The organism is Burkholderia sp. USMB20 (assembly GCF_000949135.2).
Lineage (GTDB): Bacteria > Pseudomonadota > Gammaproteobacteria > Burkholderiales > Burkholderiaceae > Burkholderia.
The window spans coordinates 38,716-62,874 of the sequence record NZ_JTAN02000006.1; the positions used below are offsets into that span (position 1 = coordinate 38,716).

A 24,159-nucleotide genomic window follows, 5' to 3' on the forward strand; every position below is an offset into this window, starting at 1 on the left:
CCGCCTCCGCCGCTTCCCCTCCGCCTTCCGCCTCCCCGCTTCCGCCTCCGCCGCGGCCACCGTTCCGCGACGACTACGACGACGGCGAAGCCATTCACGCCGCCGCCCGAATCCGCGATACCCGCCGACGACTTCGGCAAGACCGTGAAGCTCGGCGAGCAGATCTTCCTGCACACGCCCGAGCTCGCGGGCAAGTACGTCGGCAACAAGCTGACCTGCGCGAGCTGCCACCTCGACGCGGGCCGCCGGCCCGAGTCGGGCCCGATGTGGGCCGCCTACCTGCTGTACCCGGCCTACCGCATCAAGAACGGCCACGTGAACACGTTCGCCGAACGCTTGCAGGGTTGCTTCAGATACAGCATGAACGGCAAGGCGCCGCCGGCCGGCGATCCGATTCTCGTTGCGCTCGAAACCTATTCGTACTGGCTCGCGCAGGGCGCGCCGGTCGGCGCGAAACTGCCCGGCCAGGGTTTCCCGAAACTGCCGCCGCCCGCGCAAAAAGCCGACTACGCGCGCGGCGCCGCCGTCTACACGCAGCACTGCGCGCTGTGTCACGGCGCGGACGGCCAGGGACAATCGAGCGGCGGCAAGCCGGTCTTTCCGGCGCTCTGGGGCGCACGCTCATTCAACTGGGGCGCGGGGATGGGCGACATCCGCAACGCGGCCGGCTTCGTGAAGGCCAACATGCCGCTCGGGCTCGGCGGCACGCTGACCGATCAGGAAGCATGGGACGTCGCGACCTTCATGGACAGCCACGAACGCCCGCAGGACCCGCGCTTCACCGGCTCGGTGCAGGACACCCGCGCGAAATTCCACGACACGCCCGACTCGATGTACGGACGCGAGGTGAACGGCCGCGTGCTCGGCGCGCCATGAGACCTGGCCGGCGCGGGCGGCGCGGCTTGCACCATCACGGACGCCAGCGATACACGACGAGGCTCGACCCGTTGTAGTTGTCCTTCGTGATCACGTATTCGCCGGTCGAGCGCAGGTACGCACGGATGCCGTACATCGAGTCGACGTCGTTACCGACGTCCATCGCCGACGTGTTCGAGTTCGTCAACGTGGTGACGAGGCTGCCGGTGTTCAGGTCGAACACGTCGACGTTCGGTACCGTGTGCACGTAGCCGACGAACAGGTAGTGGCCGGCCGCCGCCATCGATTTCGGATTCGCGCTCGTCAGGTTGATCGCCACGTTCGGCGTGCTCGTGTTGCCGGCCATCCAGCCGCGATAGACCTCGATGTGCCCGTTCATCGCGGTCCAGTCCCAGCTGCCCGAGATGCCCTGCGCGAGGATCATCGTGTCGCTGTCGGCCTGGTAGATGATCCGCGTGAGCGGCAGCACGGTGCGCGGAATCGGAATCTGCACCGGCTTGCCCCATGTCGGCTTCCCGGCCGCGTCGAAACCCGTCATCGGATAGTGCGAGATGTTGTTGGTGCGATCGAGCCCGGCCCACACGTCGCCATTGTCGTCGAGCGCGAAACCGGCCGTTACCTGCAGCGTCGTGTTGAACGGCTTGCCGGGAATCGAGCCGTCCGGAATCGCGATGTAGCCGCTGGCGCCGTTGAAGTGATAGAGGTTGTAGTTGCCCGGGTTCTGCCCGGTCGCGACGAGCATCCGGGTGCCCTTTACCAGCGCCAGCTGGCCGAAATGCTGGCCGCGCTGGTAGTCGTTCATGTCGAGGCGCGGGTCCTTCGGATAGCTGAACGGATCGATCGTGTTCGCGACGAACGTGCCGCCCGCGGTGCCGGTATACACGTTGTTGCCGCTGTAGAAGAACGCGCCGTCGGTCGCCGGATCGGGCGCGGCGGCGCCTTCGAAGTTCAGCGCCTGCAGCTTCCATTGCAGCGCGCCCGTCGGGTTGTACGAATGCAGGTCGGTGCTGCCGTTGCGCCCGAGATCCCAGCCGCCGCCCCACGCGTTGTTCAGCACGTACAGGTTGCCGGCCGCGTCCTTGCCGATGCCTGCGACGCGCGTGAAGCGCTTGTCGCCGACCTGCCCCTTGATGCCCGACGTCGTGTCGAGATAGCCGCCCTGCACGCCGAACGTGCCGAGCTGCACGGGCTGGCCCACGAGCGCGTAGATCTTGATGTTCATGTCGGGGCCTTCGTCGCCCACCAGCAACTGCCCGCGCGGCGCATCGAAATACAGCGATGCCGGCCGCGCACGCGCCGCCATCTGGATCGTGCTCATCGCCGTGCCCGTCGGGCTGAACTGCGCGACGACGCCCGCGCTCTTGCGCGCGACCCACAGGTTGCCGGCCCCATCCAGCGCCAGCGCGCCGGGCCCCGATACGCCGATGTCGCGCTGCCACACGCCGTCCGTCGTGTAGACGCGCACGCGGTTGCCGTAGAAGTCGCTCACGTACAGCAGGTTGCCCGCCGTCGCGAGGCCCGTGATCACGTCCGCGTACTGGATGCCCGTCCACGTGCTGACCGGAATGCGCAGGTCGCGCTGGTTCGTGCTGCGGTTGTAGCGGCCGACCGAGCCGCTGCCGAACGTGCGGTTGTAGCCGAGCGCGACGAACAGCGCGTTCGCGTTGCCGGTGATCGCGCCGCCCTGGAATTCGTCATGGATGCCGATCGTGCCGAGCGTCTGCCCGTTCTGGTAGATCGCGACGCCGCCCGCGTTCTCGTCCCAGCGTGACGCCGTATAGATCACGCCCTCGGGGGCGACCCACAGCGAGCGCGCGCCGTTGCCGACGTGCGCGGCGAGCGTGCCGAACGTGTTCGCGAGCCAGTCCGTCGTGTATTGCGCTTGTGCGTGACTGACCGGCGCCAGCATTGCCATGCACAATCCAAGCAATGCCGCGCGAATTTGTTTCGATAACATGAATGATGCTCCCGGACGATCGTTTTTCGACACTCTAATTCGCCGCGTATGAAATATCGGTGATTTTTTAAAAAACCGGTTCAATTGCATGTCGAATTGTTAATTGCGTTCCTTTACCGCGCGACGCCGGCTGACTGAAGATGGACCGATCCGGAAGTCGCACCGCGGATCCCCGCCAGGCAGCGCTCTCGCGATCCACGGTTTTCGGCACTTTATTCCGAATCGCCCAATACAAATACGTCATTTTTTCTGATTCAAACGCATTGAATTTCCATTGCCGGCAAGTCGATTCAATGATTACAAATCGAAATTAAAATGAAAGAAAAAAAATATGGTTCGGCGCATGCGACATCACGTTACCGGACGCGCGGGCCGCATACCGTATTGCCGGGAAATCGTGAAGAAGTGAAATAAGACGATGCGCAACGGAATGCCGTTGCCGATGCAGGCAGCCCGGAGGAGGTGCCGAGAATTCGGCGGAAGGAGACACGGCCGCAGGTCAACCGGGAAGGCCGCACGCCGGCCGGACGTGAAGGCGATGCGCTCCGGTGCGGGCCGTCGGGCATCGCGCCGTCCGAGCCGCCCGGATACGACAGGATTGGGTACACGTCGCGCAGCCGGTGGCCCGCATCGAGTGCGGGCCACTGGCTGCACATGCCATCAGAACTTCTGACGCAGCCCGAGGCTGACGATCGCCTGCGATCGCGAGTCGGACGAGTGGCCGTTCGCCTTGTCCGACACCGATGCGGTCGCCGCCACCGGCCGGCCGAGCGCGTCGAGCGTCGTGCCCGACGCATGCTGGTACGCGCCGAGCAGGTACACGCTGGTGCGCTTCGACAGGTCGTAGACCGCACCGAGCGTGACGTTGTGATACTGCGCGCGGTTGTCGATGCCGTCGACGTCGCTGCCGCGCGTGTAGCTGTAGCCTGCGAACAGTTGCGTCTGCGGCTGCACGTTCCAGCGCGTGAACACGCCCGCGACGTTGAACGTCGCATGACCGCTGAACAGCGACTGGGCACCGCTGCGGTACTGCACGTTGCTGTAGTTCACCCCGACCACGGCCGGGCCGAAGTCGTACGTCGCGCCGGTCGCGATGATCTGCTGCGACTGCGCGCTCGCATAGCCTTCGTTGATCGACGAGTTGAACAGGCCGTCGTCGGTGCTCCGCCACTTGCCGGCGGTCGGGTCGGTCGCGCCCGTCTTGCTGTTGTCCGAACGCTCGTAGCCGACGCCCACGCGCAGCGGCCCCGCCGCGTACGCCGCGCCGACGCTCCACGTGTTGCGCTGCTTCATGCTGCCCGGCTGGCTGCCGAAGCCGTACAGCGCGCCGAACGTGAAGCCCGCGTAGTTCGCGCTCGTGTACTTGATCGAGCTGTCGACGCGCGCGGTCTGGTCGAGGTCGTCGATGTCGCCCGGATGCGCGCCGAAGCCGCCGATGAAGGACGACGGGCCGACCGGGCTCACGAAGTCGTCGAGCGACGTGTACTGGCGACCGAGCGTGACCGTGCCGTAGCGGTCGCTGCCGACGCCGACGAACGCCTGCCGGCCGAACTGGCGGCCGCCCTGGCCCGACGTGCCGTTGGTGATGTCGAAGCCGTTCTCGAGCACGAACAGCGCGCGCATCCCGCCGCCGAGATCCTCGGCGCCCTTGATGCCCCAGCGGCTGCCGGACAGGTTGCCGGTGGTCAGGGCGACGTCCGAGTGCCCCGTATAGGCGCCCGGCGAGCCGACCCGTTCGTTGCTGCGATAGGTCACGCCCGCATCGACGATGCCGTACAGCGTGACGGAGCTTTGCGCGGAGGCGATGCCCGCGAGCGAGAGCAGCAGCGGTGCTGCGATCAGTTGCTTGTTCATGGTTTTTTAGCGTCTCCGGGCGGTGAACCCGTTGTTCTATGCGAGTAGCGCGTGCGGTCGGCGAGATCCACCGGCATGGCGAGGCCGGCGGCGTCCGCACACGGGAACGCGCGCATGCGAAACGCGCGCGCGACGTCGCGGCCAGCATGCCCGCCGCGGCCGCCATGGTAGTTGGAACCGGTTCCGGTCGATAGCGCAATAATGAAAACAGCTTCTTGCCAAAATCGAGATAATCAGCCGCGCGGCGGACGTCCCTGTACAGCGCGAGGCCGCGCGTCCGATAATCGGACACCCGCCTTCCACCGGGAGTCTTCGGCATGCATCAATCGACCCTGCTGATCTTCGCCGCCGTCGCGTTCGTCGGGATCGCGACGCCCGGCCCGACCGTGCTGCTCGCACTGACCAACGGCTCGCGCTACGGCGTGCGCCGCGCGGCCTACGGCTTCGCCGGCGCGATGCTGTCCGACTTCGTGCTGATCGTCGCGGTCGCGCTCGGGCTCGGCGCGCTGCTGATGGCCTCGGCGTTCTAGTTCTCGGTGGTGAAATGGCTCGGCGCCGCCTATCTCGCGTACGTCGGCATCCGGCTGCTCACGTCGAAGGGCTCGCTCGACGTCGCCGTCGCGCATGGCGGCGCGGCGTACGAACGCAACGCGTCGATCTTCGCGAAGAGCTTCCTGACCGCGGTGACGAATCCGAAGGGCTATCTGTTCTTCTCCGCGTTCCTGCCGCAGTTCCTCGATCCGGCCGCCCCGCTCGCGCCGCAATACGTTGCGCTCGCGGTCACGTTCGCGCTGCTCGACGGCGCGGTGATGTTCGGCTACGCGCTGCTCGGCGCGCGCGCCGTGCGGCTGCTGAAGCGCTCGGGCGCGCTGTGGCTCGAACGCACGTGCGGTGCGATGCTGCTCGCGCTGGCGGGATCGCTCGCGCTGTATCGGCGGCATGCTGCGTAGGAGCATCGGCATGCGCGGTGCTTCGAGCGCTTCGAGCACTTCAGACGCGCCGTTCGCGGGGGTCGCATTGCCCGCAACGGTCTCAACAGGCTCGCGGTGAGAATCGACGTCCCTCCCCGCTCCGGTTTCCCCGGCCTGTCGCTCCGCCAACTCGACCGCGCGGATCTCGACACGTGGTACGCATACCTGTCGAATCCCGACGTCGTCCGCCACACGAGCTGGAACCTGCATGCGCGCGACGATCTGCTGCCGCTGTTCGACGGCATCGAATCGGCTCATCCGGATTCGATCCGCCGCCTCGCGATCGTCGACGACGCGTCGGGCGTGCTCGCCGGGACCATCGGGCTGCATACGGTATCCACCGCGAACCGCTCGGCCGAGATCGCGTACGACCTCGCGCCGTCGCACTGGGGGCGCGGCATCGCGAGCGCGCTGTGCGCGAGCGTCACCGCATGGGCGTTCGCCGAAGGCGGCTTCATGCGGATCCAGGGCGTCGTGCTGACCAGCAATGCCGGCTCCGCGCGCGTGCTGCAGAAATGCGGCTACCGGTACGAAGGATTGCTGCGCGCATACCGGATGGTGCGCGGCGCGCCGGGCGATTTCGCGCTGTACGCGCGCCTCGCGACCGACTGACGGGCCGACGCGACGCGCCGATCCGCACGCCGTCGACGCGAATGGACGACCCGCGGCGAATTCGCGACAATCGCCGTTCCCCGCTTCGACTCCTTCGCCATGAAAATCGCCGCGCTGTCCGACATCCACGGCAACCTCGCCGCGCTCGACGCGGTGCTCGACGACGTGCGCCGCCGCGGCGCCGACGTGATCGTCAACCTCGGCGACATCGTGTCGGGCGCACTCCATCCGGCCGCAACGGCCGACCGCCTGATCGCGCTCGACCTGCCGACCATCAAGGGCAATCACGAACGGCAACTGCTGACCGGCGATCGCGACGCGATGCGGCTGTCCGACCGCTGGGCGCACGACACGCTGCGCGACGACCAGCGCGCATGGATCGCCGCGCTGCCCGAGCGCCTGACGCTCGGCGACGATGTGCTGATGGTGCATGGCACGCCTGCCAGCGACCTCGTCTACTTCCTCGAGACGGTCACGCCCGACGGCTGCCGCGCGGCGACGCCCGATGAAATCGCGCAGCGCGCGGGCGACGAGACGGCCTCGCTGATTCTGTGCGGCCATACGCATGTGCCGCGCCTCGCGAAACTCGACGACGGCCGGCTGATCGTCAACCCCGGCAGCGTCGGGCTGCAGGCGTACGTGGACGATCTACCGCACCCGCACCGGATCGAAACGGGTTCGCCGCATGCGCGCTACGCGATGGTGTCGCGCACGCCGGCCGGCTGGCACGCCGAATTCCATGCGGTCGAATACGACTGGCATACGGCCGCCGCCACCGCGGCATCGCGCGGCCGCGACGACTGGAGCGTCGCGCTGCGCACCGGCCGGTGCTGACGCATCGCCGCCTTCCATTCACCCGCTTCCTTCACCAGAAAGCCGATCCGTCATGCCCGTTCCGTCACAACTGCTGTTCCTGCCCGGCGCATCGGGCAGCACCGCCTTCTGGCAACCGCTCGCGAGCCGCCTCGCGCATCCGGCCGAGCGTCGGATCGTCGGCTATCCGGGCTTCGGCGACACGCCGCGCGATCCGGCCGTCGACGACTTCGACGGTCTCGTGCGCCATGTGCTGAGCGCGATCGACCGGCCGACCGCCGTGATCGCGCAATCGATGGGCGGCGTGATCGCGATGCGCGCGGCACTCGAACGTGCGCCGCTCGTCACGCACCTGGTGCTGACGGTCACGTCGGGTGGCCTCGACATGCAGGGGCTCGGCGCGCAGGACTGGCGCGCCGGCTTCGCGCAAGCGAACCCGCAATTGCCCGACTGGTTCCTGACGTTGCGCGCCGACCTGTCGCAGGGCATCGGCCGCATCGCGCAGCCGACGCTGCTGCTGTGGGGCGACGACGATCCGATCAGCCCGGTCGCGGCAGGCAAACGCCTGCTCGAACGGCTGCCCGATGCACGGCTGCACGTGGTGCCGGGCGGCCGGCACGATCTCGCGGCCGTGCATGCCGAAACGCTCGCGCCGCTCGTCGACGCGCATCTGCAGCGCGTGTGACGCAGCCCGCTTCGACTCCGAAGCCCGCGACGCGCTTGGCACCGCATTACACGGCGTCGCGTCAGGTCGCGTTCACCAGCGTCAACCGCGCTTCGAGTCCGCCGCCGTCCGGCCGGTTGCGCAACGTGAGCGTGCCGCCCATCGCGAGCGCAAGCTGCCGCGCGATCGCGAGGCCGAGCCCCGTGCCGCCGGTCTCGCGATTGCGCGACGTCTCCACGCGCCGGAACGGTTCGAACACCGCGTCGAGCTGATCGTCCGGAATGCCCGGCCCGCGATCGAGCACCGCGATGACCGCGCCGCCGCCCGGCGCCGCCTGCACGTCGATCTCGGCCGCGCCCGCGAACTTCAGCGCGTTGTCGACGAGGTTGCCGACGATCCGGCGCAGCGCCTTCGGCCGCGTGACAAGCGCGAGCGGGCCGCCGCCATGCAGCGCGACGTCCTGCCCCGCATCCGTGTAGTCGCACACGATGCTGTCGAGCAGCGCATCGAGATCGATGCGGCGCGCGGCCTCTTCCGTGCCGTGCAGCGTGCGCGCATACGCGACGCCTTCCTTCACCAGATGCTCCATCTCGAGCAGGTCCTGGCGCAGCTTCGCGCCCTGCGCGTCGTCGTCCATCACGTCGACGCGCAGCCGCATCCGCGTGATCGGCGTCTGCAGGTCGTGCGAGATCGACGCGAGGATCTGCATGCGCTCGGCCATGTACTGCGCGATGCGGTCCTGCATCGCGTTGAACGCCCGCGCGGCACGCGCGACTTCGGACGGCCCGTCCTCGTTCAGGCGTTCGCCCTTCAGGTCGGGGCCGAGCGCGTCGGCCGCCTGCGCGAGCTGCTTCAGCGGCCGCGTCGCGAGCCGCACCGCGAGCCAGCAGCACGCGGCCAGCACCGCGAGCTGCAGCGCGAGCACGACCGGTAGCCAGCCCGACAGCGGCACCGTGGACATCGGGTGGATGTCGATCGTCAGCGGCGAGCCGTCGGTCAGGCGCAGATGCACCTGAAGATGCTCGCGATCGCCGGGGATCGCGTTCGCCGTCAGCGGATAGTCGCCGCCGATGCCGTCCGAGATCGAGCGCTCGACGCGCGCCGAGAGCCGCGCCTCCGGCGGCGTGCCCGTCTCGCCGGGCCCGAGGATGAACGCGTAGCTGCGCCGTGCGAGACGCGGCAGCCACGCGGCACGCTGGTCGGGCGGCAGGTGATCGAGCAGCGCGACCGAACTCGCGACCTCGCGTTCGATGTAGCCCATCATCAGGTTGGTGGTCGCCTGGTCGCGCTCGGTGACGGTGAGCCAGAACGACAGCGTCTGCGCGAGCGCGAGGCCCACGCACAGGATCAGCGCGAGCCGCGCGAACAGCGAGCGCGGCCAGTGCCACGGGGTGCGCGCGCTCATGCGTCGCCTTCGACCGCGGTCACCGCCGACGAGAACACGTAGCCCTCGTTGCGCAGCGTCTTGATGTAGCGCGGCTCGCGCGCGCCGTCGCGCAGGCGCTGGCGCAGCCGGCTCACGAGCAGGTCGATCGACCGGTCGAACGGATCGGACTGCCGGCCCTGCGTGAGGTTGAGCAACTGGTCGCGCGTCAGCACGCGCTGCGGATTGTCGAGGAACACGCGCAACAGCCGGTATTCGGCGCCGCTCAACGCGACCAGCGTGCCTTCGGCGTCGAGCAGGTGACGCCCCGTCGTGTCGAGCCGCCATTCACCGAACGCGAGCATCGCGGCCGACTCCGTCACCTGCATGCCAGGGGGCAGCATGCGCGCGCGGCGCAGCACCGAGCGGATCCGCGCGAGCAGCTCGCGCACCGCGAACGGCTTTGCGAGATAGTCGTCGGCGCCCATCTCCAGACCGATGATGCGGTCGGTTTCCTCGCCGCGCGCGGTCAGCATCAGCACCGGCACCGTCCGGAACTTGCCCGCGCGCAGATCGCGGCACAGCGTGAGGCCGTCCTCGCCGGGCATCATCAGGTCGAGCACGATCAGGTCGGGCGCGCCGTCGTCGAGCGCGTTGCGCATCTCGCGGCCGTTCGCGGCGAGCGACACGCGCATGCCGTTCTTCTCCAGGTAGTCCGCGATCAGTTCGCGGATCGCGCGATCGTCGTCGACGATCAGTACGTGGTCGATCTTGTCCATGGGCGGTGTCGTTGGCGTGATGTTCCGGCTGGCGATGTCCGCTTTTATACCCCACCGCGGGCACCCGTTTGTATCCCAATGTATCGCGCCGCCGTGACGACACACAACATTGCACACGCACGGCCGGCCGGACACATCGCAGATACGTCGGCGCGGCCCAATGACGGCTGTCGAAACCTGTCCGGCCGCCGCCCCCGCGCGGCGGCCGGCCGAACCGGAGAACCGCCATGCCGACCAGACTCAAGACCGCCGCCCTCGTGATCGCCCTCGCCGCCACGGCCGGGCTCGCCGCGTTCGCCGGCACCCGCGACGACGCGGGCATGACCGCCTCGCTGGCCGGCACGCCGGCGCCCGACTTCACCGGCATCGAGCGCTGGCACAACAGCGCGCCGCTCAAGCTCGACCAGCTGCGCGGCAAGGTCGTGCTGGTCGATTTCTGGACGTACTCGTGCATCAACTGCATTCATACGATTCCGTACGTGAACGACTGGTACCGGAAGTATCGCGACCAGGGGCTCGTCGTGGTCGGCGTGCATACGCCGGAGTATCCGTTCGAACGCGATGCGAAGAACGTCGCCGATGCGGTCAAGCGCTTCGGCATCCAGTATCCCGTCGCGCAGGACAACCGCTACGACACGTGGCGCGCGTACGGCAACCAGTACTGGCCCGCGCTGTACCTGATCGACGCGAACGGGAAAGTCGTCTATACGCGGTATGGCGAGGGCGGGTATGACAAGACGGAAGCGGCGATTCGGGGGGCGCTGGCGCAGGCGGCAGAAGGAACGATGGGGACGAAGGGCGCGACGCGTACGCAGTAGCGTGCGCCGGCGGGGGCGCGACATGCGCCCCCGTGCGATTCACCGTGACTCACCCGCGCTTCGCGTCGGCTTCCGCCAGCATCGCCTCCCCGATCGCGAGATTCCCGTCCGCGATCAGCGCGTCGCCCGCGCCGCGAATATCGTCGACCGCCTTGTTCTGCCCGAGCTTGCGCTTGCCGACGAGCCGCGTGATCTCGATCTGCAGCCCGACGATCGACTGCAGCATCGTGTCGAGATAGTCCTTCGGCGCGTCGGCCATCTTCCACGGCGCCGGCTGCGACGCCTCGTGCGTGCGCGTCAGCCGCGCGACCACGCCGCGCACGAACTTCTCGTCGTCGCGCACGGTGATGCGGCCGTGCGCATGCACGACCACGTAGTTCCACGTCGGCACCTGCCGATGCGCGACGTGCTTGCTCGGGTACCAGTTCGGCGAGATGTACGCGTCGCCGGCGCGGAAGATCACGAGCACCTCGTCGCCGTCCGCGACGTCCTGCCAGAGCGGATTCGCGCGCGCGACGTGCGCATGCAGTTCGCCGAGGCCGCCGTCGCCCGGCAGCAGTTCGAACGGAAGGTGGTTCGCGTCGAGCCCGCTGTTCCCGCGCGTGACCAGGGTGCCGAACGGATGCTGGACGATCAGTTCGCGCAGCACGTCGGGACGGGATTCGGCGAAATCGGCGGGGACATACATGGCGGCTCCACGGTCGGACAGGGTTGGGAGGGAACGGGTCGGAACCGGCCCGTCATGCCCCGATTGTGATCGCTAACTGGTTTATGCTGTAGAGCCGGTTTAGAACATTTTCAGCAGACCAGAATCATGGCCAGGACCGCCCGGATCGTCGAAATCCCGTCGCTCGGCGCGCTCGACCGCGCGGCCGGCGACCTGAGCCGCCAGCTCGCGCAGGTGTTGCGGGACGCAGTGCGCCGCGGCGACGTGCGGCCCGGCGACACGCTGCCGTCCACGCGGCTGCTCGCGGCGTCGCTGCAGGTCTCGCGCGGCACCGTCGTCGACGCGTATGCGCAACTCGTCGCCGAAGGCTTCCTGGAGTCGCGCGGCGGCGCCGGCACGCGGGTCGCGAACGCGCTGGCCGAGCCGTCGCCGCCGGCTGGCGGACCGCCGCCGCCCGCCAGCGCGCCGCCCATGCCGGCCTGCCCGAACCGGCCCGCGACGTTCGCGCGGATCGCCCGCGAATTCCGTCCGCTGCCGGCCGCGCCGTTCGCGATCTCGGTGCCGGTCGGGCTCACCGCGCCCGACGACATCTGGCGCCGGCTCGGCAACCGCCTGCGCGCCCGCGGCGCCGGCGCGCCGTCCGGTTATGCGGATCCGCAAGGCGCGCTACCGCTGCGCGAAGCGATCGCCGATTACGTGCGCCGCTCGCGCTCGGTGCGCTGCAGCGCCGAGCAGGTCGTTATCACCAGCGGCACGCAACCGGGCCTGCACCTCGCGAGCCAGGTCCTGCTCGGCCCGAACGATCGCGCGTGGGTCGAGAATCCCGCCTATCGCGGCATCACCGCGCTGCTCGAGAGCACCGGGCGGCACGACGCGATGGTCCGCGTGCCGGTCGACGCGGACGGCATCGACGTCGAGGCCGGCATCCGTCTCGCGCCGGACGCGCGTGCGGCGTTCGTCACGCCATCGCACCAGTATCCGCTCGGGATGCCGATGAGCATGGCGCGCCGCAACGCGCTGCTCGGCTGGGCGCGCGCGCATCGCGCATGGGTGGTCGAGGACGACTACGACAGCGAGCTGCGCTACGAAGGCTATCCGTTCCCGTCGCTGCAAGGCCTGGATCCGGAACACGTGATCTATCTCGGCACGTTCAGCAAGATCCTGTTCCCGTCGCTGCGACTCGGCTACGTGATCGCGCCCGCCGAGCTCGTGCCCGCGTTCTGCGGCGCGCGCGCGCTGATGGATCGCCATGCGCCGACCGCCGATCAGCACGTACTCGCCGCCTTCATCGCGGAAGGCCATCTCGACCGCCACATCCGCCGCGTGCGCGGCGTCTACGCGGAACAGCGCGCGCTGCTGATCGACACGCTCGGCGCGCGGCTGCCGCGCGAGCGCGCCTGGGTGCAGCCGGGCGATCAGGGGATGCACGTCGTGCTGTGGCTCGCGGAAGGGATCGACGATCTCGACGTGGTGGCGCGCGCCGCGCAGGCGGGCGTGGCGGTGCGCGCGGTGTCGCCGATGTTCGCGCCGGGCACCGCGCGTCCGGGCCTCGTGCTCGGCTTCGGCGGGTTCGATCGCGCACGGATGGAAGCGGCCGCGCAGCGGCTCGCTGATGTGGTCGGCGAAGCGGCCGGCGTCGATTCGTCGGAGGAATCGCGACGACGCACGCGACCAAAGGTTGTCTGCGGGCAACAAACGTAATCGTCTGTAACGCCTGCAGGAAAACCGGCGTTTTGGCCACAGGTGACGCTGCGCGGTTTGCTAGGATCGCGCCTTTTCCGCTCGCGCTCCTGCCGCCGTGAATCGCTTCGTGCCGTATCTTCGAGATCTGTGGCTTCGCTGCCGTACCGGCGCACGCGCGCTCGGCGCCGGCGCGTGGCATCGCCTGCGCCATTCGACGCGCCGCGGCGTCGCGCTGACGCTTGCCGCGATCCCCGTGCTCGGCCTGCTGGTCCTGCTCGCGTTCGTGCCGTTCACGCCGAGCATCGGCGACATCCGCAAGGCGCGCATCGACCGTCCGGCGCGCGTGCTGTCGGCCGACGGCCAGCTGATCGCCGAGTTCCGGCCCGTGAACCGCGAATGGGTGCCGCTCAAGCAGATCTCGCCGCACATGGTCGACGCACTGATCGCGACCGAGGACCACCGCTTCTACGCGCATCACGGCATCGACTGGCGCCGCACGCTCGCGGCCGGGCTGCATACATTCTCGGGCAGCCGCCAGGGCGGCTCGACGATCACGCAGCAGCTCGCCCGCAATCTGTATCCGGACGAAGTCGGCCGCGCGCCGACGCTCACGCGCAAGGTGAAGGAGCTGATCACCGCGTTCAAGATCGAGGCGGTGTACAGCAAGGACGAGATTCTCGAAACTTACCTGAACACCGTGCCGTTCCTGTACAACGCGTACGGCGTCGAAATGGCCGCGCGCACCTATTTCGGCAAATCGGCGGACCAGCTCGACATCGTCGAAAGCGCGACGCTCGTCGGGATGCTGAAGGGCAACAGCTACTACAACCCGGTGCTGAATCCGGAGCGCGCGGTCCAGCGCCGCAACATCGTGCTCGCGCGGATGGCCGCGATGGGCATGCTGTCGCCGCGGCAGCTCGCGCAACTGCAGCGCCGCCCGCTGCGCGTCGACTTCGAGCCGCAGACCGCGCAACCCGGCCCGGCCCCGCACTTCGCGGTGCAGCTGCGCAAGTGGCTGATCGCCTGGGCCGATCGCAACAACTACGACCTCTACGCGGACGGCCTCGTCGTGCGCACGACGCTCGATGCGCAGCTGCAGGACATCGCGACGCGAGCGCTGACGCAGCAAACCGACCGCCTGCAGGCGATCGCCGATGACGCGTGGCACAACTCGTCCGGCTGCGGGCTGCGCAACGACCTGTTCCGCGGCTTCATCCGGCAGACGCCCGACTATCGCGACGCGCGCGCCGCCGGGCTCGCCGACGCGGCCGCGCTGAAGCAGCTCGGCGCGAATCGCGCGTTCGTGCGCGCGTTGTGCGAGCGCAAGACGCAGGTACAGGCCGGCTTCGTCGCGCTCGATCCGCGCAACGGCGCGATTCGCGCGTGGGTCGGCAGCCCCGACTTCGGCAGCGAGCCGTTCGATCACGTCGTGCAGGCGCGGCGCCAGCCGGGCTCGACATTCAAGCCGTTCGTCTATGGCGCCGCGTTCGCGGACGGCATGCGGCCGGACGATACGTTCGTCGATCGTCCGGTGGCGATCCCGATCGGCGCGCACGCGGTGTGGCGTCCGACCGATGCCGAACCGCCGACGGACGCGCCGATGACCCTGCGCGACGCGCTCGCCCTGTCGCGCAATCGCATCACCGCGCAGGTGATGCAGCGCGAAGGCGCGCCCAGGGTCGCACAGCTCGCACGTGCGATGGGCGTGCGCGAAAGCCCGCTCGACGCGGTGCCGTCGCTCGCGCTCGGTACGAGCCCCGTCACGCTGAAGGAAATGGTGTCCGCGTACGGGACGATCGCGAACCGCGGCGTGTACGTCGCGCCGCAGATGATCACGCGCATCGAGGATCGCGACGGCAAGGTGCTCGCCGCATTCGGCAGCGCGCCGCCCGAACGCGCGATGCCGGTGGCCGCGGCACAGACGCTGGTCGACGTGATGCGTGGCGTCGTCGATTACGGGACCGGTGCCGACATCCGCTCGCGCTACGGGATTCGCATCGACGTCGCGGGCAAGACCGGCACGACGCAGGACAACACGGACGGCTGGTTCATCCTGATGCATCCGCAACTGGTGGCCGGCGCCTGGGTCGGCTTCGACGACGGCAACGTGACGCTGCGCAGCGACTATTGGGGCGCGGGCGCGCACAGCGCGCTGCCGATCGTCGGCTCGTTCTACGATGCGGCGCTGCGTGCGCGTGCGATCGACCCGCATGTGCAGTTCTCGCCCGACTTCCGGCCGCGCAGCGCGCCGGCGCCGGCACCGAGGCGGCGTCCGCATCCGGGCCTGTTCGACTGGCTGAAGATTTTCCGCTGAGCGCGGCACGACTAAGACGCTTCGTCCACCCGGACGAAGCGATCCCGGCCCGCACCGCGCATCATCGACGCAACCCGTCCATCGATGCCGGAGGCCGCATGACCCACAGCGCTGTCCAAATCGCGAACCTGCTGTACCGCTACGCGGAGCTGCTCGACGCCGGTGACCTGCCGGGGATGGCGGCGCTGTTCCGGCATGCGCGGATCAAGGTCGCGGAAGCGGCGCCGACGATCGGCGCCGATGAATTGCTCGCGCTGTTCGACGCGCGCGTGAAGCGCTACGCGTGCGGCACGCCGCGCACGAAGCATGTAATCACGAATCCGCTCATCGAGATCGACGAAGCCGCGCATCGCGCGACAGCTCGCTCGTACTACACGGTGCTGCAGGCCGTCGACGGCCTCGCGCTGCAGCCGATCGCGGCGGGCCGCTATCACGACGCGTTCGAGCGCGTCGACGGCGCATGGCGTTTCGCGTTCCGCGACTACACGCTGTTCGATTTCGCGGGCGACCTGCGTCGCCACCTGAACGATGCGCCGGCCGCTTGACGCGCCGGCCGGCGAACGCGGCCGGCAATGCGCTCAGGCCGCCGCGAGCGTCGCGACCAGTGCGTCGAACTGCGGCGCCCACGCCGCGCAACCTTCGTCGCGCCGGCGGACCGGCTGTCGTCAGTCCGCCGTGTCGCCGCTCTTCGGCAGCTTCGACCATGCGTTGCGTCCCGGCGCCGGCGACCATGCCGGACGCGTCTTGCGCGCGCTGTCGATCACGACCAGGTAGCGCCCGGCGATCGGCGTGACGTCGCGATCGCGGCGCAGCACCCACAACGACTTGCCGTCCTCGACGCGCGCCTCGTAGTCGTCGTCGAGGATGCCGTGCTGGTCCAGGAACGCGTTCAGCGAAGCAGGAATCCGCACGCAGCCTTTCGAGTGCCGGATGCCGAGCAGCGGCTCGAGGCGATCGGGATCGGTCGCGTGCATCTGGAAGCGCATCGGCGACTTGCCGCCCTTGCCCCAGCCGCGCTCGCCGTCCACCCAGCCGAAGTCGTAGATGCGCATGTCGCGCTTGCCGTAGCCGCGAATACCGTTGTCGTTCGTCGTGCCTTCCGCGCGGAAATCCATGTTGTCGGGCGAGTGATGGAACACGCCGAGCGGCGTCAGGAAGTGATCGTATTTGCCGGGCCAGCCGGTGCCGACCGGCGACGCGCCGATCATCAGCCACGCATTGGTCGGCGTCGCGCGGAAGTAGATAAACAGCGCCTGCACGTTCGGCGCGCGGTCGACGATCGCGACGTATTCGCCGGCCAGGTCGCCGAGGTCAGCATCGGCGAGCGCCTGCTGAAGACGGACGCCATACGCGCGCTGCTCGCTCGCGGGCACGCTCAGGCGTCGCGTGACTTCCTGCGTGAAGCGCTTGCGCATGTCGATCGCACGCGCGGTTGCGCTCTTCGCTTCGTCGGCCGACAGCGGCGGGTGCCGGCGCGGCGGCGTCGGTGCGGGTGCTTCGGCTTCGCTTGCCGGCGTGCCGGATGCTGCCGATGCAGGCGAGGCCTCCGATGCTGCCGATGCGGCGGAAGCCGGGGATGCCCCGCTGGCAGGCGACGCATGATGCGCGGCGGATGCCGCGGATGACGGAGCGACTCCGGACGACACATGCGCCGGCGAAGCCGGATGCGCGGCCGAAGCCGCGGATGACGACGCGACTCCCGACGACCCATGCGCCGGCGAAGCCGAACGCGCGGCCGAAGCCGCGGACGACGGCGCGACTCCCGACGACCCATGCGCCGACGAAGCCGAATGCGCGGCCGAAGCCGTTGATGAGGACGACGTAGCAGTGGCCGACGGCACGTCGGACGCGGCAAAGGCGGGCCGCGCGACAAGCACGGAGATCGGGAGAACGGCCGCGAGCCACACATACGTGGCGACCGCGAGAGTATGGCAACGCGGCTTGGACAACCGCCGCGTCAGGTCGGAGAGCATCATGCGATCGAAGCCATCGGCCGAACCGGCCGCCGCACGTTGCGAACGGCGCATCTCCCGCGCGAGCCATCGACACGCCGGCCGCACGCATGTGCCCGGCGCCGACGCCTCTTCGCGGTGGAGTCGTTCGCAGTACAACGCGTTCGGTCCAATGGCGGCTAATGAGTCGTCAGATCTTTCATTCTACCCGCGCGGACACGAATCGGCAGGGCCGCCTCCCCGGTTTCGCCGCGGTTTTGCGTTTCGTCACGCTTTGTTTCAACTCATTGCTGCTTGATGCGCCGCTGCATGGCAGGTTGCTTCGCCGGACGTGTCCGGCAATACAAAACCGAAACGCCCGGAAATTCACTCGCATGCTGCATACGACACGCGAGCGCGCAACCCCCGTCTACTTCGAAATGGTTTCGAGCGCGATGCCCTTGGTGCGCGGCCCCATGAACCCGATCGCGGCCATCACGATCACCATCGCGCCGGCGATGAACGCGAACACGCCGAACGTGCCGAAACCCTTCAGCACGGCCGCGATCACGAACGACGAGAAGATCGCCGAGAAGCGGCTCCACGAGTAGACGAAGCCCACCGCGCGCGCGCGGATCGACGTCGGGAACAGCTCGGCCTGATACGCGTGGAAGCTGTACGACATGATGTTGCTCGCGAGCGTGAGGCCGATGCCGAGCACGATCAGGAACGCGCCCACCGTCGTCTGGCTGAACAACAGCCCGCAGACGACGATCGCCGCCGCCATCGCGACGATCACCGACTTGCGCTCGAAGCGGTCGGCGATCACGAGGCCGATCAGCGGGCCGAGCGGCGCCGCGAGCGCGATCACGCTCGAATACATGAGACTCGACGTGATCGTGATGCCCTGCTTGATCAGCAGCGTCGGCACCCAGTTCGCGAAGCCGTAGAAGCCGACCGTCTGGAACACGTTGAAGATCGTCATCATGATCGTGCGGCTGCGATACGGCGGCACCCACATGTCGCGGAAGCTGCCGCGCGGCGGCACCGGCTCGGCCGGCGCGGGCGGCGGCAGCGGCCGGCCGTATTCGGCTTCGACCTTCGCCTCGAGCGCGCGCATGATGCGATCGGCTTCGTCGACGCGGCCCTGCTGCGCAAGCCAGCGCGGGCTCTCCGGCAGCGCGCGGCGAATCCACCACACGAACAGCGCGCCGTGCGCGCCGATCAGCACGACCCAGCGCCAGCCGTCGAGGCCGAACGGTGCATGGGGCACGAGCAGATACGCGAGGAATGCGACCACCGGCACCGCGACGAACCCGACCGCCTGCTCGCACGCGAACGCGCGGCCGCGGATCTGCTTCGGCACGAGTTCGGAGATGTACGTGCCGATCGTCACCATCTCGACGCCGAGGCCGAGACCGACGACGAAGCGCCAGAAGTTCAGCCCGCCTGCCGTGTCCTGGAACGCCATCACGACGTTGGCGGCCGTGTACCACAGCAGCGACCACGTGAAGATCGCGCGGCGGCCGAAGCGGTCCGCGAGGAAGCCGCATGCGATCGTGCCGATGAAGAGGCCGGAGAACAGCGCGGCGATGAAGCTCGCGACGCCCGTGGTGCCGAACAGGCCGTGCGTCGTCGCGGACAGGATCCCGCTTTTCACGAGGCCCGGCGCGACGTAGCCGCTGTACAGCAGATCGTAGAGTTCGAAGAAGAAGCCAAGGCTCAGCAGCACGACGAGCTTCCAGACGCTGCGGGTCGGCGGCAGGCGGTCGAGGCGGGCTGAAATCGAGCCGGCGTCGATGGAAGAGGACGAGGTGGCTGCCTGGGGAAAGCTGTCCGTTGAGACCATCTGGGTCGTGTCTCCTGATCGTGTCGTGTGTTGTTGTCCGGCGGCCGATCGGCCCGGCCGCCGTCGGGCGATTCGTCGCATTGTACCGGCACGCCGCGCGCGCCGCGTCGCGTGGCGAACCGGTTCGGACACCCCACTTTCGCGCCGGACCATGTGTAACTTGCGTAACTGTCTGTCGAATCCGTAAGGTTCGAAGGCATCGCGATCGTCTGCCACTCGCGCGCATCCGAAACCGGCACGGGCCCGTCTGCAAGGGGCTGCCGGGCCGTCGCGCGCCCGCGCCGGCACCGCGAGACACGACAGGCAACGTGCGCAATCGGCAGCGCCGCCGCCGCCACGCCCCGGTAACATGCTACCGGGCCAACTCCCGGCTTCCGGGCGCCTTTCGGCACCCGACATTGTCGGCAAAACGTAAGCATTCCATGTTCATACAACGACTCTCCACGTACGCACGCCGGATCGCGCTGTTCGCACTGCTGCAGTTCGCGGCGATCGCGACCGCGTCGGCGTTTCCGACGGCTGCGTCCGCACCGGGCGCGAGCGGCGTCGGCGTCCCCGTGCCGACCATTTCGCTGAACGACGCGGTTGCGCGGCTCAAGCAGATGCAGGTGCAACAGGACCGCATCAAGCAGCAGACATCGAACGCGACCAACAGCAAGGAGCTCGACGAGCTCGGCGACGCGACCCAGGAACTGAGCGCCGACGTCGACAAGCTGCAGAGCCAGCTCGCGCCGCAGCGCACGCAAGTCCAGGCGCAGCTTGACGTGCTCGGCCCGCCGCCGGCCCCGGGCGCATCGCCCGAAACGCCTGCCGTCGAACAGCAGCGGGAGACGCTGAACGCGCGCAAGGCGCAGATCGACGCGGCGCTGAAACAGGCCGCCGACCAGAAGACCAACCTCGCGAACCTGAACGACCAGTTTGCGAAACTGCACCGCAGCCTGCTGAAGAACCAGCTCGCGTTCCGTTCGGGCAGCATCTTCGGTGCGCAGTTCTGGCTGCCGCTGTTCCACCTGTCGCCGGACGACGTCCAGCGGCTCGAGGACTTCAACGACGAACTGCGCGACATGCTGCGCTCGTCCTGGACACCCGGCCAGCGCGCCATCACCACGCTGCTGCTGATCGCCGCGCTCGCTGCGTGGCTCGGCGGCCGCCGCGTCGTCGAACGCGGGCTCGCGTGGTTCTGCCTGAACCGCCTGCCGCCCACCCGGCTGCGCCGCAGCGCGCTGGCGCTGGCGACGGCGTTCTCGACACTGCTCGCGACCGCGGTCGCCGTACAGATCCTCTATCTCGCGCTCGCCCGCCACTCCGAGCTCACGTCTTCGATGACCGATCTGTGGGACCAGTTCGCGAAGCTCGCCGTGACCTGCGCGCTGATCGCCGGCCTCGGCCGCGCGCTGCTCTGCACGAAGCATCCGTCATGGCGGCTGCCGGCGCTCGCCGATCCCGTCGCGCTCGCGATGAAGCCGTTCCCCGGCGTGCTGGCCGCGCTGCTGCTGATGTCCGGCACGCTCGAGTCGATCAACCGGATCGTCGATACCAGCCTGTCCGTCACGCTGTTCGGCCGCGGCATCGTCTCGCTCGTCGTCGCGCTGACCGTCGGCGCGTCGATCCTGCGCGCGAATCGCGTCCGCACCGCGCTGGCGGCATCCGGCGAGGCGCCCGAGGAACGCTCGACGCTCGCCGGGCTGATTCACGCCGGCGTCACGCTGGCGATCGTCGTGTCGCTGGTCGCGCTGCTGATCGGCTACATCACGGTCGCGCGCTTCATCACGTACGAGCTCGTCTGGTTCGAGATCGTGGTGTGCAGCGTCTACATTCTGACGCAGCTGACGCGCGACGCCAGCGAAAGCCTGTTCTCCGCGAACCTGTCGACCGGCAAGCAGATCAAGCACCTGTTCGCGCTCGACGACCGGCATCTCGACCAGGCCCACACCGTCGTGTCCGGCCTCGGCACGAGCCTGCTGATGCTGATCGCGGCGATCGCGCTGCTGACGGGCGGCTTCGGCACGACGCCGAGCGACTTGCTCGACAGCGCGGTCGCGATGATCGGCGGCCAGCGGCTGCAGAGCCTGAACATCATGCCCGACCGGATCCTCAACGCGGTGATCGGGTTCGCGATCGGCTTCTACCTGCTGCGCTCGGTGCGCCGCTGGCTTGACGGCGAGTTCATGCCGGCACTCGGCATGGACGCGGGGATGCGCGTGTCGCTGATCACGCTGTTCACCAACGTCGGCTACGTGCTGCTCGTGCTGATGACGCTGGGGCTGCTCGGCGTCAGGTGGAGCAACCTCGCGTGGATCGTCAGCGCGCTGTCGGTCGGTATCGGTTTCGGCCTGCAGGAGATCGTGAAGAACTTCGTGTCGGGGCTGATCCTGCTGACCGAGCGGCCGGTGAAGGTGGGCGACATGGTCAGCATCGCGGGCGTCGAAGGCGACATCCGCCGCATCAACGTGCGCGCGACCGAGATCCAGCTCAGCGACCGCTCGACCGTCATCGTGCCGAACTCGCAGCTGATCTCGCAGAACGTGCGCAACGTGACGATGGGCAACAGCACGCAGGGCGTCGCGACGCTGATGCTCACGTTCCCGCTGAACACCGACCCCGAGCAGGTGCGCGACCTGCTGCTCGACGCGTATCGCGAGCACCCGGCGATTCTCGACAAGCCGGCGCCGTCGGTCACGTTCAGCCAGCTCGCGCCGGACGGGATCACGCTGAGCGTCACGGGCTACGTGGCGAGCCCGCGGATCGCCAGCTCGACGAAGAGCGACCTGCTGTTCGAGATCCTCAAGCAGTTGCGGGCGGCGCAGATCACGCTGTCGACGCCGCAGATGCTGGTCGTGCAGAACATGCCGGCAAGCGACGCTTCCGCCCCGCACGAGTAAGCGATCGAGCGGGCATGCGCCGATCGGGCATCGGCGCGCACGCATCGCCGCAAGCGACAAGGGCCGGTTACCGCTTTCGCGGCAACCGGCCCTTGTCATTCGATCGATTCGACCGTCGCGGCGCCCTCCCGGACGCGCTCCGTCAGACGTCGAACTTCACACCCTGCGCCAGCGGCAACTGACGGCTGTAGTTGATCGTGTTCGTCGCCCGGCGCATATACGCCTTCCACGCATCCGAACCCGACTCGCGGCCGCCGCCCGTTTCCTTTTCGCCGCCGAACGCACCACCGATCTCCGCGCCGCTCGTGCCGATGTTCACGTTGACGATCCCGCAGTCGCTGCCCGCTGCCGACATGAACTGCTCGGCCTCGCGCATGTCGTTCGTGAAGATCGCCGACGACAGGCCTTGCGGCACCGCGTTGTGCAGTTCGATCGCATCGTCGAAATTGTCGTACACCATCACGTACAGGATCGGCGCGAACGTCTCGCGCTCGACCACGGCCGACTGCTTCGGCATCCGCACGATGGCCGGGCGCACGTAGTACGCATCCGCGTGACCGACGTCGACGCGCTCGCCGCCCTTCACCTCGCCGCCCTGCTCGCGTGCGTCGCCCAGCGCCTTCTGCATCGCATCGAACGACGCGCGATCGACCAGCGGGCCGACCAGCGTGCCTTCTTCAAGCGGGTTGCCGACCTTCACCGACGCGTAGGCCTTCTCGATGCGCGGCAGCAATTGCTCGACCAGGCTGCGATGCACGATCAGGCGGCGCAGCGTCGTGCAGCGCTGGCCGGCCGTGCCGACCGCCGCGAACGTAACTGCACGCACGACGAGATCCAGATCCGCGCTCGGCGCGACGATCATCCCGTTGTTGCCGCCGAGCTCGAGGATGCCGCGCGCGAGACGCTGGCTCAGCACCTTCGCGACTTCCTGGCCCATCCGCACGCTGCCCGTCGCGCTGACGACCGGCACCTTCTTCGACGCCGTCAGCACCTCGCCGACATCGCGCATGCCGAGCACCAGCTGGCTCAGCTCTGCCGGCGCGACACCCGGATGCGTCTTGTCGAATTCGCGGATCGCCTTCTGGAGCAGCACGTGGCACGCGATTGCCGTGAGCGGCGTCTTCTCGGACGGCTTCCACACGACCGAATCGCCGCATACGAATGCGAGCGCCGCATTCCACGCCCACACCGCGACCGGGAAGTTGAACGCCGAGATCACGCCACACACGCCGATCGGGTGCCACGTTTCCATCATCCGGTGGCCCGGGCGCTCGGACGCGATCGTCAGGCCGTAAAGCTGGCGCGACAGGCCGACCGCGAAATCGCAGATGTCGATCATTTCCTGCACTTCGCCAAGGCCTTCGGACGTGATCTTGCCGGCCTCGAGCGTGACGAGGCGGCCGAGCTCGGCCTTGTGCTCGCGCAGCACGTTGCCGAACACGCGCACGAGCTCGCCGCGCACCGGCGCCGGCACCGTGCGCCACTTGAGGAATGCGTCGTGCGCGGCGTCGATCTTGCGCTCGGCGTCGGCGGGCGAGTCGACCGCCAGCGTCGCGAGCGTCGCGCCGTCGAGCGGCGAACGCGCGGTCAGCGCATTGCCTTTCCACTGGGCGAGATCGATGTCGAGCGCAGCAAGAATGTCGTTGAATTGCATCACTTCCTCTTCAGGGACAGATTGATCGGTGCGGCGGCGACGCCGCCCGCGTGATTCGATTGGAGCGCGTTCGCGCGCCCTGTGCAAGCGGATGCGCAGCTCGGCAGGCCCGGTGCGCCGCACGGCGCATCGCGCGGCGCCGCCGCCGGAAACCCGGCCGGGCGGCGCGCCCCCGCCTCGCGAGGCACGATCCATGAGACACATTGTCGATGGCCACAAGTTCGGCCGCTATTGATATTAACTCACGACTTCATTCCCAAAACGCAACAACCCAGCGGGACGAATCCGCCCGTTTCGGCACCGGCATGGGACGTATCCAAGGCCGATGACCGGGCCGCCGCGGCGGTTTCGATGTGCGGCAAGTTGATGACAAAGTTGCATCACCCTGTGCGGAAATATCGTTTGCCGCGCTTGCGGCCGGCACCCACAATCGGGGCGGCGTCGAGGTGCACCGCACCCGGCGCGCCGACGG

Annotated in this window: 16 protein-coding genes and 2 pseudogenes; 10 read left to right on the forward strand and 8 right to left on the reverse strand. The window is 68.5% G+C overall.

Features of this window, described 5'->3' with window-relative positions:
- Positions 1 to 81: 81 nt before the first annotated feature.
- A pseudogene (locus PL79_RS10130) lies at positions 82 to 876 on the forward strand (c-type cytochrome); the annotation flags it as partial.
- A 34-nt stretch (positions 877 to 910) separates the two neighbouring features.
- On the opposite strand, the gene PL79_RS10135 reads toward PL79_RS10130, so the two are convergent.
- Both PL79_RS10135 and PL79_RS10140 read right to left on the reverse strand, forming a co-directional pair.
- Positions 911 to 2,833 carry an SMP-30/gluconolactonase/LRE family protein gene (locus PL79_RS10135; protein WP_044847423.1) on the reverse strand — a complete coding sequence of 641 codons (1,923 nt, stop codon included), beginning with the start codon at positions 2,831 to 2,833 and terminating at the stop codon, positions 911 to 913.
- Between the two features lie 660 nt (positions 2,834 to 3,493).
- A complete protein-coding gene (locus PL79_RS10140; protein WP_044847424.1) occupies positions 3,494 to 4,687 on the reverse strand; it encodes a porin in 1,194 nt (397 codons plus the stop codon).
- Positions 4,688 to 5,004: 317 nt separating this feature from the next.
- Between PL79_RS10140 and PL79_RS10145 the strand changes: the two are divergent.
- From PL79_RS10145 to PL79_RS10160, 4 genes and pseudogenes are all read left to right on the forward strand, one after another.
- Positions 5,005 to 5,637 (forward strand): annotated as a pseudogene (locus PL79_RS10145) (LysE family translocator).
- Positions 5,638 to 5,733: 96 nt separating this feature from the next.
- The gene (locus PL79_RS10150; protein WP_044847425.1) at positions 5,734 to 6,270 is read left to right on the forward strand and encodes a GNAT family N-acetyltransferase; all 537 of its coding nucleotides are present in this window, start codon (positions 5,734 to 5,736) and stop codon (positions 6,268 to 6,270) included.
- A 99-nt stretch (positions 6,271 to 6,369) separates the two neighbouring features.
- A complete protein-coding gene (locus tag PL79_RS10155) occupies positions 6,370 to 7,104 on the forward strand; it encodes a metallophosphoesterase family protein (RefSeq protein WP_044847426.1) in 735 nt (244 codons plus the stop codon).
- Positions 7,105 to 7,156: 52 nt separating this feature from the next.
- On the forward strand, positions 7,157 to 7,768 hold the full coding sequence (locus tag PL79_RS10160) for an alpha/beta fold hydrolase (protein ID WP_044847427.1): 612 nt from the start codon (positions 7,157 to 7,159) through the stop codon (positions 7,766 to 7,768).
- A gap of 61 nt (positions 7,769 to 7,829) precedes the next feature.
- On the opposite strand, the gene PL79_RS10165 is transcribed toward PL79_RS10160, so the two are convergent.
- Together PL79_RS10165 and PL79_RS10170 are read right to left on the reverse strand one after the other, a co-directional pair.
- Positions 7,830 to 9,152 (reverse strand): ATP-binding protein, encoded by a 1,323-nt coding sequence (locus tag PL79_RS10165; RefSeq protein ID WP_044847428.1) that lies wholly within the window; start codon positions 9,150 to 9,152, stop codon positions 7,830 to 7,832.
- Positions 9,149 to 9,889, reverse strand: a complete 741-nt coding sequence (locus tag PL79_RS10170; protein WP_044847429.1) for a response regulator — start codon at positions 9,887 to 9,889, stop codon at positions 9,149 to 9,151. The genes PL79_RS10165 and PL79_RS10170 overlap by 4 nt, the downstream gene beginning before the upstream one ends.
- Before the next feature lie 227 nt (positions 9,890 to 10,116).
- Here PL79_RS10170 and PL79_RS10180 point away from each other — a divergent pair, with 227 nt between their 5' ends.
- Positions 10,117 to 10,707 (forward strand): thioredoxin family protein, encoded by a 591-nt coding sequence (locus PL79_RS10180; RefSeq protein ID WP_044847430.1) that lies wholly within the window; start codon positions 10,117 to 10,119, stop codon positions 10,705 to 10,707.
- A 49-nt stretch (positions 10,708 to 10,756) separates the two neighbouring features.
- Here the strand turns inward: PL79_RS10180 and PL79_RS10185 are convergent, their stop codons facing one another.
- Positions 10,757 to 11,395 carry an FMN-binding negative transcriptional regulator gene (locus PL79_RS10185; RefSeq protein ID WP_044847431.1) on the reverse strand — a complete coding sequence of 213 codons (639 nt, stop codon included), beginning with the start codon at positions 11,393 to 11,395 and terminating at the stop codon, positions 10,757 to 10,759.
- Positions 11,396 to 11,521: 126 nt separating this feature from the next.
- Here PL79_RS10185 and pdxR point away from each other — a divergent pair, with 126 nt between their 5' ends.
- From pdxR to PL79_RS10200, 3 genes are all read left to right on the forward strand, one after another.
- A complete protein-coding gene (gene pdxR, locus PL79_RS10190) occupies positions 11,522 to 13,075 on the forward strand; it encodes a MocR-like pyridoxine biosynthesis transcription factor PdxR (protein WP_135801029.1) in 1,554 nt (517 codons plus the stop codon).
- Between the two features lie 97 nt (positions 13,076 to 13,172).
- Entirely contained in the window at positions 13,173 to 15,371 is a 2,199-nt protein-coding gene (locus PL79_RS10195; protein WP_044848772.1) for a penicillin-binding protein 1A, read from the forward strand.
- A 98-nt stretch (positions 15,372 to 15,469) separates the two neighbouring features.
- Complete coding sequence (locus PL79_RS10200; protein WP_044848773.1) at positions 15,470 to 15,916, forward strand: nuclear transport factor 2 family protein; 447 nt, start codon at positions 15,470 to 15,472, stop codon at positions 15,914 to 15,916.
- 120 nt (positions 15,917 to 16,036) lie between these two features.
- Here PL79_RS10200 and PL79_RS10205 read toward each other — a convergent pair whose 3' ends face one another.
- Together PL79_RS10205 and PL79_RS10210 are read right to left on the reverse strand one after the other, a co-directional pair.
- The gene (locus PL79_RS10205; RefSeq protein ID WP_193759833.1) at positions 16,037 to 17,398 is read right to left on the reverse strand and encodes a hypothetical protein; all 1,362 of its coding nucleotides are present in this window, start codon (positions 17,396 to 17,398) and stop codon (positions 16,037 to 16,039) included.
- A 334-nt stretch (positions 17,399 to 17,732) separates the two neighbouring features.
- Positions 17,733 to 19,151 (reverse strand): MFS transporter, encoded by a 1,419-nt coding sequence (locus PL79_RS10210; RefSeq protein WP_044848774.1) that lies wholly within the window; start codon positions 19,149 to 19,151, stop codon positions 17,733 to 17,735.
- A gap of 422 nt (positions 19,152 to 19,573) precedes the next feature.
- Between PL79_RS10210 and PL79_RS10215 the strand changes: the two genes are divergently transcribed.
- A complete protein-coding gene (locus tag PL79_RS10215) occupies positions 19,574 to 22,033 on the forward strand; it encodes a DUF3772 domain-containing protein (RefSeq protein ID WP_044848775.1) in 2,460 nt (819 codons plus the stop codon).
- A gap of 142 nt (positions 22,034 to 22,175) precedes the next feature.
- On the opposite strand, the gene amaB is transcribed toward PL79_RS10215, so the two are convergent.
- On the reverse strand, positions 22,176 to 23,687 hold the full coding sequence (gene amaB / locus PL79_RS10220) for an L-piperidine-6-carboxylate dehydrogenase (protein ID WP_044848776.1): 1,512 nt from the start codon (positions 23,685 to 23,687) through the stop codon (positions 22,176 to 22,178).
- Positions 23,688 to 24,159 lie beyond the last annotated feature (472 nt).